Origin of the sequence: Pseudoxanthomonas sp. LjRoot125, from assembly GCF_964252705.1 — a bacterium.
Taxonomy (GTDB): Bacteria; Pseudomonadota; Gammaproteobacteria; order Xanthomonadales; family Xanthomonadaceae; genus Pseudoxanthomonas_A.
Genome location: NZ_CAXUOY020000001.1, coordinates 1,153,580 through 1,168,086, shown reverse-complemented (window position 1 = coordinate 1,168,086; position 14,507 = coordinate 1,153,580). Strand labels below are relative to the sequence as shown.

18 protein-coding genes and 1 riboswitch are annotated in these 14,507 nt (G+C 67.6%); of the genes, 5 read left to right on the top strand and 13 right to left on the bottom strand.

Annotated features, from left to right (window positions below; genetic code table 11):
* Positions 1-24 precede the first annotated feature (24 nt).
* From nusB to ACSION_RS05255, 11 genes are all read right to left on the bottom strand, one after another.
* The gene (nusB, locus tag ACSION_RS05305) at positions 25-492 is read right to left on the bottom strand and encodes a transcription antitermination factor NusB (RefSeq protein WP_056878008.1); all 468 of its coding nucleotides are present in this window, start codon (positions 490-492) and stop codon (positions 25-27) included.
* A gap of 38 nt (positions 493-530) precedes the next feature.
* Positions 531-998, bottom strand: a complete 468-nt coding sequence (gene ribH / locus ACSION_RS05300; protein WP_093490169.1) for a 6,7-dimethyl-8-ribityllumazine synthase — start codon at positions 996-998, stop codon at positions 531-533.
* A 58-nt stretch (positions 999-1,056) separates the two neighbouring features.
* Complete coding sequence (ribB, locus tag ACSION_RS05295; protein ID WP_435305164.1) at positions 1,057-2,151, bottom strand: 3,4-dihydroxy-2-butanone-4-phosphate synthase; 1,095 nt, start codon at positions 2,149-2,151, stop codon at positions 1,057-1,059.
* Positions 2,148-2,750, bottom strand: a complete 603-nt coding sequence (locus ACSION_RS05290; protein ID WP_435305163.1) for a riboflavin synthase — start codon at positions 2,748-2,750, stop codon at positions 2,148-2,150. The genes ribB and ACSION_RS05290 overlap by 4 nt, the downstream gene beginning before the upstream one ends.
* Before the next feature lie 138 nt (positions 2,751-2,888).
* Positions 2,889-3,047, bottom strand: a riboswitch (FMN riboswitch).
* A gap of 84 nt (positions 3,048-3,131) precedes the next feature.
* Positions 3,132-3,893, bottom strand: a complete 762-nt coding sequence (locus ACSION_RS05285; RefSeq protein ID WP_435305162.1) for a class I SAM-dependent methyltransferase — start codon at positions 3,891-3,893, stop codon at positions 3,132-3,134.
* A gap of 8 nt (positions 3,894-3,901) precedes the next feature.
* A complete protein-coding gene (gene ribD, locus ACSION_RS05280; RefSeq protein WP_435305161.1) occupies positions 3,902-4,996 on the bottom strand; it encodes a bifunctional diaminohydroxyphosphoribosylaminopyrimidine deaminase/5-amino-6-(5-phosphoribosylamino)uracil reductase RibD in 1,095 nt (364 codons plus the stop codon).
* A 3-nt stretch (positions 4,997-4,999) separates the two neighbouring features.
* Positions 5,000-5,503: a GNAT family N-acetyltransferase gene (locus tag ACSION_RS05275; RefSeq protein WP_435305160.1), complete on the bottom strand. Its 504-nt coding sequence runs from the start codon at positions 5,501-5,503 to the stop codon at positions 5,000-5,002.
* 3 nt (positions 5,504-5,506) lie between these two features.
* Entirely contained in the window at positions 5,507-6,043 is a 537-nt protein-coding gene (nrdR, locus tag ACSION_RS05270; protein WP_056878001.1) for a transcriptional regulator NrdR, read from the bottom strand.
* Position 6,044: 1 nt separating this feature from the next.
* On the bottom strand, positions 6,045-6,461 hold the full coding sequence (locus ACSION_RS05265) for a hypothetical protein (RefSeq protein ID WP_435305159.1): 417 nt from the start codon (positions 6,459-6,461) through the stop codon (positions 6,045-6,047).
* A 128-nt stretch (positions 6,462-6,589) separates the two neighbouring features.
* Positions 6,590-7,846: a serine hydroxymethyltransferase gene (gene glyA, locus ACSION_RS05260; protein WP_435305158.1), complete on the bottom strand. Its 1,257-nt coding sequence runs from the start codon at positions 7,844-7,846 to the stop codon at positions 6,590-6,592.
* Between the two features lie 136 nt (positions 7,847-7,982).
* Positions 7,983-8,480, bottom strand: coding sequence for an RcnB family protein (locus ACSION_RS05255; protein WP_435305157.1), 498 nt, complete (start codon positions 8,478-8,480; stop codon positions 7,983-7,985).
* A 220-nt stretch (positions 8,481-8,700) separates the two neighbouring features.
* Here ACSION_RS05255 and ettA point away from each other — a divergent pair, with 220 nt between their 5' ends.
* Positions 8,701-10,368: an energy-dependent translational throttle protein EttA gene (gene ettA, locus ACSION_RS05250; protein ID WP_093490160.1), complete on the top strand. Its 1,668-nt coding sequence runs from the start codon at positions 8,701-8,703 to the stop codon at positions 10,366-10,368.
* A 75-nt stretch (positions 10,369-10,443) separates the two neighbouring features.
* Here the strand turns inward: ettA and ACSION_RS05245 are convergent, their stop codons facing one another.
* Positions 10,444-11,235 carry a DUF3667 domain-containing protein gene (locus ACSION_RS05245; RefSeq protein WP_435305156.1) on the bottom strand — a complete coding sequence of 264 codons (792 nt, stop codon included), beginning with the start codon at positions 11,233-11,235 and terminating at the stop codon, positions 10,444-10,446.
* Positions 11,236-11,431: 196 nt separating this feature from the next.
* On the opposite strand from ACSION_RS05245, the gene ACSION_RS05240 reads away from it, so the two are divergent.
* Positions 11,432-12,514 (top strand): methyl-accepting chemotaxis protein, encoded by a 1,083-nt coding sequence (locus ACSION_RS05240; RefSeq protein WP_435305155.1) that lies wholly within the window; start codon positions 11,432-11,434, stop codon positions 12,512-12,514.
* 14 nt (positions 12,515-12,528) lie between these two features.
* On the opposite strand, the gene ACSION_RS05235 is transcribed toward ACSION_RS05240, so the two are convergent.
* The gene (locus ACSION_RS05235; protein WP_093490157.1) at positions 12,529-12,852 is read right to left on the bottom strand and encodes a Rieske (2Fe-2S) protein; all 324 of its coding nucleotides are present in this window, start codon (positions 12,850-12,852) and stop codon (positions 12,529-12,531) included.
* Positions 12,853-12,942: 90 nt separating this feature from the next.
* On the opposite strand from ACSION_RS05235, the gene ACSION_RS05230 reads away from it, so the two are divergent.
* The 3 genes from ACSION_RS05230 (at position 12,943) to mscL (ending at position 14,472) form a co-directional block, all read left to right on the top strand.
* On the top strand, positions 12,943-13,215 hold the full coding sequence (locus ACSION_RS05230) for a hypothetical protein (protein WP_435305154.1): 273 nt from the start codon (positions 12,943-12,945) through the stop codon (positions 13,213-13,215).
* A gap of 65 nt (positions 13,216-13,280) precedes the next feature.
* Positions 13,281-13,988: a fumarylacetoacetate hydrolase family protein gene (locus ACSION_RS05225; protein ID WP_435305153.1), complete on the top strand. Its 708-nt coding sequence runs from the start codon at positions 13,281-13,283 to the stop codon at positions 13,986-13,988.
* A 79-nt stretch (positions 13,989-14,067) separates the two neighbouring features.
* Positions 14,068-14,472: a large-conductance mechanosensitive channel protein MscL gene (mscL, locus tag ACSION_RS05220; protein ID WP_435305152.1), complete on the top strand. Its 405-nt coding sequence runs from the start codon at positions 14,068-14,070 to the stop codon at positions 14,470-14,472.
* Positions 14,473-14,507 lie beyond the last annotated feature (35 nt).

Below are 14,507 nucleotides of genomic sequence, written 5' to 3'. Positions count from 1 at the left end.
TCGTGCGCGCCGCCCTTCGCCACGTCAGCGCCGCGCCTGCGCCTCGGCCGGGCGCCAGTCGACGGCGGCATGGTCGAGCACGCCGTTGACGTAGGTGTGCCCGTGTTCGGCGCCGAAACGCTTGGTGGTTTCGATGGCCTCGTTGATGACCACGCGGTACGGCACGTCCAGGCGATGGATCAGTTCGTAAGCGGCGATGCGCAGCACGGCGCGCTCGATGGGGTCGACTTCTTCGACGGCACGATCGAGGAAGGGCAGCAGCGCCTCGTCCAGCGACGCGCGGTGCCGCACGACGCCGCGCACCAGGTCCTCGAAATACTCGAGGTCGGCGATCTCGTGCGCCTGTTCGTGCGCGAACTGCGCGATCACCTGGCCGACCTCGCCCCCCGACATCTGCCACGCGTAGACGGCCTGCAAGGCGCGGCGACGGGCGCGCGCACGGGTGACCGGATCGACGCCGTCCTTGCGGTTGGAATGGGGATGTCGGCTCACGGTGGCTCCTGTGCTGCGTGTTCGTTACGTTCGGAAGATCAGGACAGCTGCGCGAGCAGGTGCGCCATCTCGATGGCGGCCAGCGCCGCTTCTTCACCCTTGTTGCCGTGGCTGCCACCGGCGCGCGCTTCCGCGTCCTCGATGCGCTCCACCGCCAGCACGCCGTTCAGCACGGGCACGCCGGTATCCAGTTGCACGCGCATCAGGCCTTCGGCGCAGCGATCGGCGACATGCTCGTAGTGGCGCGTGTCGCCACGGATCACGCAACCCAGGGCGATGATCGCGGCGTGCTTGCTGCCTGCCGCAAGACGCGCGGCGGCGACGGGGATTTCCCAGGCGCCCGGCACGCGGACCACGTCGACGGATGCCTCGCCCACGCCATTGCCGGCCAGGCTCTGGCGCGCACCGGCCACCAGCACATCGGTGATGCGCGGGTTCCAGCGGCTGGCGATGATCGCGAAGCGGGCGCCGTCGGGCGCGCGCAGATCGCCTTCGTAGTGGGACATGGCGGGTTCCTTGGGGGTGGGGAAGTCTACCAGCCGGGGCGACCGGCCGGTCCGGGGGTCATGGCTGGACGTACTCGACCACGTCGAGGCCGAACCCGGCCAGGCCTACCTGCCGGCGCGGCGTACCGAGCACGCGCAGCCGGCCCAGGCCCAAGTCGGCCAGAATCTGTGCGCCGGCGCCGTTGCGTCGCCACTGGCCCACGTCCTTGGCATTGGCGCGCACTTCAGGCTGTTTGCGCAGGCGGGCCAGCAGGGCCTCGGCGTTGCGGGGCTCGGAGAGCACCACCATCACGCCCTGCCCTTCGGCCGCGATCGCGCGCAGCGCATCGGTCGCATGCACGCCGAAATCGTCGCGCCGCCAGTGCAGCAGGTCGCTCAACGGGTTCTCCACCTGCACGCGCACCAACGTCGGCGTGGCCTTGTCGGGCGCGCCGCGAACCAGGGCAAAATGCAGGTCGTGGGCGATGCGATCGCGGTAGGTCACCAACCGGAACGGACCGAACTCGGTCTCGATCTCGCGCTCGTCGATACGCTCCACGGTGTGTTCCGTGGCCAGCCGATAGGCGATCAGGTCGGCGATCGATCCCATCTTCAGGCCGTGCTCGCGCGCGAACACTTCCAGTTCCGGACGCCGCGCCATGGTGCCGTCCGGGTTCAGCACTTCGACCAGTACGCCGGCCGGCTCCAGGCCCGCGAGCAACGGCAGGTCGTTGGCGGCTTCGGTATGGCCGGCGCGGGTGAGTACGCCACCAGGTTGGGCGATCAACGGAAAGATATGGCCGGGTTGGCTGAGGTCGGTGGGCTTCGCATCGGGACGCACCGCGGTGCGCACCGTGTGCGCGCGATCGTAGGCGGAGATGCCGGTGGTGACGCCCTCGGCCGCCTCGATGCTGACGGTGAAGTTGGTGTGGAACTGCGCCGTGTTGGTCTGCACCATCGGCGCCAGGCCCAGTTGCGTGCAGTGCTCGCGGGTCAGCGACAGGCAGACCAGGCCGCGCGCGTGGGTGACCATGAAGTTGATGTCGGACGGCTTGACTAGCTCGGCCGCCATGATCAGGTCGCCTTCGTTCTCGCGGTCCTCGTCGTCGACGATGACGACCATGCGGCCGTTGCGGATTTCTTCCAGCAGCTCGGGAATCGGGGCGAAGTTCATGCGCCGCTCCTCTCGCCCAGCAGGCGCTCGACATAGCGCGCGACCAGGTCGATTTCCAGGTTCACCGCATCACCGACGGCGGTCTGCGAGAACGCGGTGTGCGACACCGTGTGCGGTATCAACGCGACTTCGAAGCCCTCGCCGTCCACCTCGTTGACCGTCAGGCTCACGCCATCGACGCAGATCGAGCCCTTCTTCGCGATGTACTTCAACAGCGGTGCCGAGGCGGCGAATCGCCAGCGCTGCGCTCGCGCATCCTCGTGCACCGACAGCACGCGGCCGACGCCGTCGACATGGCCGCTGACCAAGTGGCCGCCGAGGCGGTCGGTCGGGCGCATCGCCCGCTCCAGGTTCACCAGCGCGCCTGCGGCCAGGCCGCCGAGCGTCGTCAGCGAGAGGGTTTCGGTGGAGGCGTCGGCCTGGAAGCTGGCGGTGTCGAACGCGATCACGGTCAGGCATACGCCGTTGACCGCGATGCTCTCGCCCAGCTGCACCGCGTCGAACGGCAGCGTGCCCACCGCCACGGTCAGGCGGACGTCGCCGCCGACGGGTTCCAGCGCCGCGATGCGGCCGACGCCTTCGATGATGCCGGTGAACATCAGCAGGCCTCCTGCAGGAGGACGGGGAAAGCGGTGGGAAGCGTGGAAGGCATGCAACGTCTCTCGCGAAAGCAAAGCGGAGACGCCTCCGGGCGCGAAGGCAGGCGCACGACGCCGCGCTTCCGCGCGGTTCGGCGATGCCGTCTTCTTTCATCCGGACTATGACCGTCGGCTCCGGCATCTGACCGGATCTGCTGACCCTTCGGCTGGACCGAAGGCGCTCGCGGGCTCATGGGCGCCCCACGGGACGCGCCACCTACCGCCGGTGGGGAATCGCACCCCGCCCTGAAGACGTCGTTGGTGGTGTGCCGGCGAACCGGCCCGCGCATTCTACACCGCGCCTCCGGCGCAGGCCGGCGAACGGAGTGTTCCGCGGCGGTTTCAGGCCGGCTTGCGGCGCAGGTGCAGGATCAGCGGCCAGCGCATGGTGCGCACCCGCTGCGGATCGCCCCAGACCTCGGCCAGGGCCGGCGTGTGGGCGTAGACCGGATCCTCGCCCGTGGCCGCGCGGTAGCTGCCGGTGGCCGACAGGCTGCCGAAATACCCCAGCAGGGTGGGCAGGTTCCATTCGGCGGTCAGCCACAGCCGCGGCGTGGAGATGATCTCGAACGGCCACACGTAGTCGCCGTAACCCATGTCAACGTCGGCGCGTTCCGGCGGCCAGTACGGGTCGATGTCGTCGCGGACCTTCTCGGCCGCTTCGGCCAGATCGTCCTCGAAGATGATGTCCTGGTAGGTCCAGGCCGCCAGCACGCCGCCCGGGCGCAGTACGCGCTCGCAGGTGGCGAAGAAGCGATAGCGGCCGAACCAGTGCAGCGCCTGCGCCACGGCGACCAGGTCCACGCTGGCGTCCGCCAACGCGGTCGTCTCCGCCGGTTCGACGGCCAGGCTGACGTTGCCGCCCGCTTGCCCCTGCGCCCAATGGCGCTCGATCTGCGCCGCGCTGGGGTCGGTGGCGTGCACATGGGCGAAACGGGTCGCCAGGCCGCGCGTGGCCTGTCCGCTGCCGGCGCCCGGCTCCCACACATGGGCAGTCGCGGGCACGGCGTCGGCGATCACGTCGTACAACGCATCGGGATACGTGGGGCGGGAGGCGACGTAGACGTCGGCGACCCCGGAAAAATGGTCCTTGAAGGCCACCATGGCGAGCGTCAGCGGGCAGGTTGCAGCAGGAGGCGGTGATCTTCGCCAATCATGCGGCTGTCCACAATCTCCAGCTTCAGCCGCTCCGCCATCGCCTGGATGCCCAGGCCGCCGAACAGCGGCCGTGCCTGGTCGCCCAGCAGCACCGGCGCCATGTACAGCAGCACCTCGTCGGCCAAACCGGCCGCCAGGAACGCACCGGCCAGGGTGGCGCCGGCTTCCACGTGGAGTTCGTTCACCCCGCGCTGCGCCAGCAGCTCCAGCACTGCCTTGAGATCGAAGTTGCTGCCCGTGGCCGGCGCCACCACCCGCTGCACGTCGGTTTCGCGCGGCGGTTTGGCGTCGGCGGTATGCACATAGAGGGTCGGCGCGCCGCCCTGGCGCACGTTGCCACGGGCAACGGTCGCCAGCCCGGGGTCCAGCACCACGCGCAGTGGCGGGTCGAACGCGGTGTCGTCGCCGAAGCGCACCGTCAGCGACGGATCATCGGCCAGCACCGTGCCGGCGCCGGTCAGGATCGCACCGGCGCGGGCGCGCCAGCGCATCACGTCGCGGCGCGAGGCCTCGCCGCTGATCCACTTCGAATCGCCGTTGGCCATCGCCGTGCGGCCATCCAGGCTGGTCGCCAGCTTGATCCGCACCCACGGCCGCCCTCGTTCGATCCGCGACAGGAACCCGCGGTTCAAGCGCCGCGCCTGGGCTTCCATCAGGCCCGACTGCACCACGATGCCGGCCGCGGTCAGCTTGTCGAAACCCGCACCATCCACCTGCGGGAAGGGGTCTCGCATGGCCGCGACCACGCGGCCCACGCCCGCGGCGATCAGCGCATCGGCGCAGGGGCCGGTGCGTCCGGTGTGTGCGCAAGGCTCCAGGGTGACGTAGGCGGTCGCACCACGCGCACGATCTCCGGCCGCCTGCAAGGCGAACACTTCGGCATGCGGCTCGCCTGCCTTCTGGTGCCATCCCTCGCCGACGGTCTCTTCGCCCTGCGCGATCACGCAACCCACCATGGGGTTGGGCCGCGTCGTGTAGGCACCGCGCTCTGCCAGGCGCAGCGCGCGCGCCATGGACTGGTGGTCGAAGGCGGAGAAGGCGATGGACATGCGTCAGCCGTGCGACGAAGGGGCGCCAGTATGCGCCACCCGCTCGGCGGGCACGATCGACATGATCACGACCGGCGTACCGTGCAACACCGTGCGCTCTTCGACCTGCCAACCGAGCGCGGCATAGAAGTCCTCGTGCCACAGCGTGAACAGCCGTAACACCGCAACGCCCTCGCCGGCCGCATGCGCGACAGCCGCGTCGACCAGCACGCGTCCGCCACCCCGCCCTCGCGTCTCGGGCCGCATGTAGAGACTGCCCAGCCATGGACTGCCACGGTCCTGCAATGCCGGTGCATCCTCGACCAGCAGGCTGACCGACCCCAGCAGCGTGTCGCCGTCCATGAGCAGCAGCGTGGTAGGCAACGACGTGCGCGTCGCGTGATCGGCCAGTTCGGTCGTCGCCGCTTCCAGCGTCCAGTCGTCGTAGAGCGGCCCCCACTCGGCGTGGTGCCAGGCGGCGAGGTCCGGAATGTGCTGCGGGTGCAGGCCGATCGCGTCGATGCGCACGGCTCAGCGCTTCTTGTTCTTGTCCGCGTGCTTGTCGAACGGGACGACGTCGCCGCCCAGCAGCGAGAGCTGCCCGGCACCGGCCGGCAGGTCGCGCTCCAGCTTCTCGATCTCCTCGCGGAAATCGGCGACATCCTCGAAGCTGCGGTACACCGACGCGAAGCGCACGTAACCCACGTGGTCGAGCTTGCGCAGCTCGTTCATCACGAACTCGCCGATCTTGCGCGAGGCGATCTCGCGCTCGCCGCTCATGCGGATGCTGTGCACCACCGCGCGCACCGCGGCCTCGATCTGTTCTTCCGACACCGGCCGCTTCTGCAACGCGCGGTCGAAACCGGCGCGCAGTTTGCGCGCATCGAACGCATCACGACGGCCATCGCCCTTGATGACCGCCGGCAACTTGATCTCGATGTTCTCCAGCGTCGAGAATCGCTCCCCGCAGGCCTCGCACTCGCGACGGCGCCGGATCGTGGCGCCGTCCTCGGACACGCGCGAATCGATCACGCGGGTGTCGGTGTGCTGGCAGAAGGGGCAGTGCATGTCAGTTCTCGAAGTCTACGGGCATCACGCTATGGAGGCCGCGACCCTTGTAACGCGAGGGCTCGAACCTGAACCCATCGATCAACGCCAACAAGGCGTCGTTGTATACCGGAGCGGTACTGCAGGTCACCAGCTTGTCCAGCACCTGACCTTCGCCGTCAACCAGGACGTAGACCTGCGCCCGGAAACCATGTCGCGCCTTGCCGGCGAAGGCAAAATTCATCGTCGGAACGCGAAGCATCCGCGCCGCGGACCAGGAGGCACGGGAGAGATCGACCCCATCCTCCTGTGGCCACACCTCATTGCGATACGCGAACCTACGGAACTCGGCGTGGGTCACCAGGGCCGTCAATCCCTTCTTGCATGGGAAGTAGCCCGCCGGCGCAGATTCCACATATGCCTCAGGCGCGGTGAACACGGGCTCCTTCAGCACAGTGTCAGCCGCTGAGGCCGGCAGACCCAACGACGCCACCGCGAAGAGGGCCAGGAGCGTGGCGCTCTCGATCCGTCTTGGCGGTAGTGTGCGTCCGCGCATGCAACCGGCTCTCAGCTGCCGTAAACCGGATACTTGCGGCACTGCGCGGTGACGCTATCGCGCACCCTGGCCAGCACCGCTTCGTCGCTCGGCGCGTCGAGCACGTCGCAGATCCAGTTGGCCAGGTCGATGCAGTCCTGTTCGCCATAGCCGCGCGTGGTCACGGCCGGGGTGCCGATGCGCAGGCCCGAGGTCACGAAGGGCTTGCGCGGATCGTTCGGCACGGAGTTCTTGTTGACGGTGATGTGCGCCTTGCCCAGCGCCTCTTCCGCGTCCTTGCCGCTGACGTCCTTGCCGATCATGTCGACCAGCATCAGGTGGTTCTCGGTGCCGCCGGAGACGATCTTGTAACCGCGCGCGATGATCGTCTTCGCCATCGCCTGGGCGTTCTTCACGACCTGCGCCTGGTAGCTCTTGAACTCCGGCTCCAGCGCCTCCTTGAAGGCCACGGCCTTGGCCGCGATGACGTGCATCAGCGGACCACCCTGGATGCCCGGGAAGACGATGCTCTGCAGCTTCTTCTCGATCTCTTCGCCGGCACCCTTGGCCACGATGATGCCGCCGCGCGGGCCGCGCAGCGTCTTGTGGGTGGTCGAGGTGACCACGTGCGCGTGCGGCAGCGGGTTCGGATAGACGCCGGCGGCGACCAGGCCCGCGACGTGCGCCATGTCGACGAACAGGTAGGCGCCGACCTTGTCGGCGATGGCGCGGAAACGTGCCCAATCCACCACCTGCGAATAGGCGGAGAAACCGGCCACGACCATCTTCGGCTTGTGCTCCAGCGCCAGCTTCTCGACTTCGTCGTAGTCGATCAGGCCCTGGTCGTTCACGCCGTACTGGACGGCGTTGAAGATCTTGCCCGAGGCGTTGACCTTGGCGCCGTGGGTCAGGTGGCCACCGTGGGCCAGGCTCATGCCCAGGATGGTGTCGCCCGGCTGCAGCAGGGCGAAGTACACGGCCTGGTTGGCCTGCGAGCCGGAATGCGGCTGCACGTTGGCGTAGTCGGCGCCGAACAGCTGCTTCACGCGGTCGATCGCCAGTTGCTCGGCGATGTCGACGTACTCGCAGCCGCCGTAGTAGCGCTTGTGCGGGTAACCCTCGGCGTACTTGTTGGTCAGCACGCTGCCCTGTGCTTCCAGCACGCGCGGGCTGGCGTAGTTCTCGCTGGCGATCAGCTCGACGTGATCCTCCTGCCGGCGCGCCTCATGGGCGATGGCCTGGGCCAGTTCGGGATCGTAGGTTTCGATGCGGGCGTCGCGCGGGAACATCGGGTCTCCGGGGCTAGAGCGGGCGGGGTTCCCGATTGTATCCCGCCGGGGGGCCGGCCACGACCCGCCCTCTCCCCTGCCCGGAAAAGGAAAAGCGCGCCGGAGCGCGCTTTTCCCGTGGCCGGAGGGGTCCGGCTCAGTGGTGCAGGATCAGGTCGGCGATGATGCCGGTGGCGATGGCCACCATCAGCATGTTGCCGCGGTCGTCCCGCACCCAGTGGTAGCCACGGGGCGGACGACGCAGGTCGTAGTAGTCGTAATCGTTCACCACGTGGACCGGGCCACGGTAGTAGTCGCGGTAGCGCTGGCCCTTGGCCCAGCGGTGGTAACCGGGCGCCGGGCGATAGACGACGCGCGGCGGCGGCGCGTAGTAGCGGCGATCGTCGTAACGGCGGTCGTAGCGATCATCGTAACGGCGACCATCCCGGTAACCGCTGCGGTAGGCATGGCGCTGGTCGCGGCGGTCGTCGCGGCGATCATGGCGATCGTCACGGCGGTCATCGCGCCAGTCGCGATCGTAATGCTGGCGGCCACGGTCACGGCCGCGGTCGTCATCGCGCGCCAGCGCCGGGGCGGTGGTGGCGATCGCCAGCACGGCGATGGCCAGGCCCTGGAAGAATCGACGGCTGTTCATGGCAACTCCGTTGTTAGGGGTACGTGAGGCCATGATGCGCATTGCGTCTGAACCGTTTCCCGCTGGAAAACGGTTACGCGACAACAGTCCCAAAACGCTCGGATCCCGTTCAGCCAGCGGCCCCGGCGGCCTGAACGGCTATACTGGGCGCCTTCCCCATGTTCACCTGCTCGCCTGCCGGTCCCCGGTCGGGTGACGGGCCCTGCGTACCGGAGCCTGCATGTCCTCGCAATACATCTACACCATGAACCGGGTCAGCAAGGTGGTCCCGCCGAAGCGGCAGATCATCAAGGACATTTCGCTGTCCTTCTATCCCGGCGCGAAGATCGGCTTGTTGGGCCTGAACGGCGCGGGCAAGTCCACCGTGCTGAAGATCATGGCGGGTGTCGACAAGGATTTCGAAGGCGAAGCACGCCCGCAGCCCGGCATCAAGGTCGGCTACTTGGCACAGGAGCCGGAACTGAATCCCGAGCACACCGTCCGCCAGGCCGTCGAGGAAGGCGTGGGCGACGTGCTGCAGGCCCAGGCGGCGCTGGAAGCGGTTTACGCCGCGTATGCCGAGGAAGGCGCGGACTTCGACGCGCTCGCCAAGGAGCAGGAGCGCCTGGAGGCGATCCTCGCCGCCGGCGACGCGCACACACTGGAGAACCAGTTGGATGTCGCGGCCGATGCGTTGCGCCTGCCGCCGTGGGACGCCATCGTCGGCAAGCTGTCCGGCGGTGAGAAGCGTCGCGTCGCACTGTGCCGCCTGCTGCTGCAGAAGCCGGACATGCTGCTGCTCGACGAACCGACCAACCACCTCGATGCCGAGTCGGTCGAGTGGCTGGAACAATTCCTCGCCCGCTACACCGGCACCGTGGTGGCCGTCACCCACGATCGCTACTTCCTCGACAACGCCGCCGAATGGATCCTCGAGCTGGACCGCGGTCGCGGCATTCCGTGGAAGGGCAACTACACCGACTGGCTGGTGCAGAAAGACGAGCGCCTGAAGCAGGAAGAGAACCAGGAAAAGGCGCGCCAGAAGGCCATCCAGAAAGAACTGGAATGGTCGCGCCAGAACGCCAAGGGCGGCCGCTCGAAGGGCAAGGCCCGCTTGGCCCGCCTGGAAGAACTGCAGTCGGTCGACTACCAGCGTCGCAACGAAACCAACGAGATCTTCATCCCGCCGGGTGAGCGCCTGGGCAACAACGTCATCGAGTTCAAGAACGTTTCGAAGAAGTTCGGCGACCGCTTGCTGATCGACAACCTGAGCTTCCTGGTGCCCGGCGGCGCCATCGTCGGCATCATCGGCCCGAACGGCGCCGGCAAGTCGACGCTGTTCAAGATGATCACCGGCCAGGAAAAGCCGGATTCCGGCACGATCACCACCGGCCCGACCGTGCAGCTGGCCTATGTCGACCAGAGCCGCGACAAGCTGGAAGGCAACCACAACGTCTTCCAGGAAATCTCGGGCGGCCTGGACATCCTCAACATCAACGGCGTGGAGATCCAATCGCGCGCGTACATCGGCCGCTTCAACTTCAAGGGCCAGGACCAGCAGAAGATGGTCGGCTCGCTGTCCGGTGGTGAACGCGGGCGCCTGCACATGGCCAAGACGCTGCTGCAGGGCGGCAACGTGCTGCTGCTCGACGAACCGTCGAACGACCTGGACATCGAAACCCTGCGTGCGCTGGAAGACGCGCTGCTGGAATTCCCCGGCAACACGTTCGTCATTTCGCACGACCGCTGGTTCCTGGACCGCATCGCCACGCACATCCTCGCCTTCGAAGGCGACTCGCACGTGGAGTTCTTCCAGGGCAACTACCGCGAGTACGAGGAAGACAAGAAGCGTCGCCTGGGCGAAGAAGGCGCGCGTCCGCACCGCCTGCGATTCAAGGCGCTGAAGTAAGCCACCCGAGGCTTGCTGGGCACCCCAACAAAAAAGCCGGCGAAAGCCGGCTTTCTTGTTCGCGCGCCAGATGGATCAATGGGTCATCGCGACGAATACGTAAGCAGCGGCCAGGGTGATCAGGCCCTGCACCAGCATGAAGCCCCCCAGGCCCACCAGCGTACGCAATGCGGTGGTCCAGCCCGAGTGGTTGCGGAACAACTGGACGAGCGAGAACACGGCGTAGAGGGACGCCAGCGCGACGGACCATTCCTGGGCATTCGGTACCCAGTTCCGCACGAGGATGGCCAGCGCCATGAAGACGAACGTCTGTACCGTCAGGAAGGCGGTCACCACGAGCCATTCGGGGTAGTTGAGGCCCCTGCCGCGGAACGCGAGCCAGAACGCAGCGGCCTCGAATGGCAGGAGGAAGAGGGTGACGGCGGTGAGGTGGGCGTTGATCCAGTCCTTCACCATGTTGAAGGTGCCCATCGCGACAGCGGGATCGACGCCCGAACCCGGCTGCATGGCGCCCGATTCCGAAAAGCCTGCCTGCATCGCGGAGCCCAGCAGGTCGCCACCCAGCAGATACTTGCCGAGCAGCACCACGGCGGCGGCCGAGATCATCAGCAGCAGCAGAGGTTTCACCTGCTTCGCACGCCGCCCTTCCAGATAGCCGCGGATCAGATGCCCTGGCCGCAGCATCAGCTCCTTGAGTGAATAGAGAATGCCGCGATCCATGTGGAGCACGCTGTGCTCCAGCTCGTGGCCGAGGAAATGCCAGTCGATGCGGTGCACCGGCGTGGGTTGCCCGCAGGCGGGACAGAACTTCTGTTGGAGATCGGCGACGGCTCGGCCGCAGTTGATGCAGATGCTCGCGTCGCCCATGCCGGTCCCCTTTCCGTGGTCGGCGGATTCTAGGTGAAGCACCGCGCGAACGTCCAACAAGCCCGCCCCAGTCGCCCCATCGGAGGGAAAACATGCACCGCGAAGGTGCCGGTTAAAGCGGTTGCGAGGTTCGCCGATAGCGCTTCAATGACGACCATGCGCGAACGCACGGTCACCCCCCCATGCAAGGAGCCCCATGAACGCACGCGCCGCCGCCCCCACCGACGACGCCGGTATCGACGACCACATCCAGTCCGTCTCCGGACTGTCGGACGCGCTGCTGAAGCAACTGCGGCAATCGCTGCAGAAGATCGACGAGATCAACCGCATCACCCGCATCATCTCGATGAACGCCCGCATCGAGGCCGTGCGCATCGGCGCGGCCGGGCGCAGCTTCGGAGTGATCGCCGAAGAGATGGACACGCTCTCGCGCCGCGTCAGCGATACCGCGCAGGAGATCGACCGCATGGCCGGCCGCACCAGCACCGACCTGCGCGAACGGCTGGAACAGCTGCAAACCGACGTGCGCCGCACGCGCCTCACCGACCTGGCGCTGGCCAACATCGACCTGATCGATCGCAATCTCTACGAGCGCAGCTGCGACGTTCGCTGGTGGGCCACCGATGCGGCCGTGGTCGCCGCCGTGCAAGATCCGCAGCCGGCGGCCCTCGCCCACGCCAGCCAGCGCCTCGGGCAGATCCTGGATTCGTACACGGTCTACTTCGACCTGGTGCTCGCCGACCTGCACGGCAACGTGATCGCCAACGGGCGACCGCGGCAGTATCGATCGGTGGGCCAATCGGTGGCCCAGCAGCCCTGGTTCCAGTCGGCGATGGCGACGCAGAGCGGCGAGGAGTTCGGCTTCCAGTCGATGCATGCCAGTCCGCTGGCCGGCGGCGAACGCGTGCTGGTCTATTCCTGCACCGTGCGCGAGGGCGGGCGCGTGCAGGGCCGGCCGCTGGGCGTGCTGGGCATCGTGTTCCGCTGGGACGCGCTGGCGCAGACCATCGTCGAACACACGCCGCTGTCCGATGCCGAGTGGAGTCGCAGTCGTGTCTGCATCGTCGACGGCCAGGGACAGGTGCTGGCCGACACGCAGTCCGTCGGCGCCGCACCCCGACTCGACTTCCCCGGTCGCGCCACGCTGTTCGCAGAACCCCGCGCCGCCACCGAACTTGTGCTCGACGGTCGGCCGCACTGCATCGCGCAGGCCGCGTCACCCGGCTACGAAACCTACCACACCGGCTGGCACTGCGTGATCCTGCAAGGCACCGGTTGAGCCGGCGCGAGGGCTCAGGCGAGCCACACCTCGCCGTCGCGGATCTGTACCGCGACGGCATGCAGGGCATCGCCCCGGCATGGCCCGGCGACACAGTCGCCGCGCTGCAATTCGAAGGAAGCGCCATGGGCCGCGCAGACCAGATGCCCGTCCTTGCTCTTCAGGAACTGACCCGGCGCCCAGTCCAGGCGGCGACCGGCATGCGGGCAGACGTTGAGCCATGCACGGACCGCATCGCCATCGCGATGGAGGATGAGGGATTCCGCATCGTCGCCGATCGTGGCCTCAACTTCGGCAAAACCACCGTCGGCGATGTCATTCAGTGCAGTCAGTCGCATACGACTTAACGAAGTTCTCACACGGTCATGTAACGGTCATCCGATACTGCGCGTACCGGCCCCCGCCGCATTCTGTCACGACGCAACGCCATGTACGCACGCCACTTTCAGTTCAACGCCTTCCGCAACGCGTTCGCGCCCCGCAAGCCGCGCCATCCGCTGCTGCGCCTGGGTATCGGCCTGCTGGGCCTGGCCGTGCTGGCGGTGCTGGTGTTCTTCAGCGTGTTCGTGGGTGCGGCGATGATCGCCGGCGGCCTGCTGTACAAGCTGCTGCGCCAGCGTGGCAGGCCGGTCGCGCGCGACAACGCGATGGAAGGCGAATATCAGGTGGTCAGCAAACCGGTCCTGCCGCTGCCGCGCTGAGCGACGCCTGCGCGGGACGTGGTTCCCGCCTACACTCTGCGGCCCTCGATTCGCTGGACCGCCGCATGTCCGACATCATCCCGACCCCGCCGGTGCCTCGCGTCCCCGTGCGCGGTGGCGGTACCTTTCCGGTGCGGCGCATCTTCTGCGTGGGCCGCAACTTCGCCGACCACGCACGCGAGATGGGTGCGGCCGCTCCTGCATCGAAGGCCGAGCGCGGCACGCCCGTGTTCTTCCACAAGCCGGCCGATGCCATCGTCACCGGCAACGTGGACGTACCCTACCCGCCCGGCACGAACGACCTGCACCATGAGGTCGAGCTGGTCGCCGCGCTGGGCGTTGACGCACCCGCGGGCGAGCTGTCGCGCGAGGCGGCGCAGGCCCTGGTCATCGCCTACGGCGTCGGCCTGGACCTGACCCGTCGCGACCTGCAGGGCGCCGCCAAGGCCAAGGGCCTGCCGTGGGATACCGGCAAGGGCTTCGATCATTCGGCCCCCATCAGCGAACTGGTCGCCGCCGCGGATGCCGGCGCGCTCGATGCCCGCACGCTGACCCTGCGCGTGAACGGCGATGTCCGCCAGCAGGGCGCGCTGCACGACCTGATCTGGGACGTGCCCGACATCCTGCACGAGCTGTCGAAGCTCTATGCGCTGAAGGCCGGTGACCTGGTCTTCATGGGGACGCCGGCGGGCGTTGCGGCGCTGGTACCGGGTGATGCGTTCGTGGCCTCGCTCGATGGCGTGGTGGAGTTGCGCGGGCGCATCGCGGGTTGATGCCCTGCCTTGCGTCATCGACGCACGGGGTTATAGTCCACGCCAGTGGCGTGTCGGCGCCGTTCACGGAGATCCCTCGATGGGCATGGTCAGCGAGTTCAAGGAATTCATCGCACGCGGCAATGTGGTCGACCTCGCCGTCGGCGTGGTGATCGGCGCGGCATTCGGCAAGATCGTCACGACGCTCGTGGACAAGATCATCATGCCGCCCATCGGGCTGCTGGTCGGTGGCGTGGATTTCTCGAAGTGGGCGTGGACGCTCAAGGAAGCCACGATCGACGCCGCCGGCAAGGAAGTACCCGCCGTGGTCATCGGCATCGGCGAGTTCCTCAACACGGTGATCCAGTTCGTCATCGTCGCGTTCGCGATCTTCCTGCTGGTCAAAGCGGTCAACCGCCTGCACCGCAAGCCCGAGGCCGCGCCCGCCGCACCACCCGAGGACGTGCTGCTGCTGCGCGAGATCCGCGACGCGCTGAAGAAATAACGAACGCGGCGTTCCGGATCGGCAACGCCGTCGAC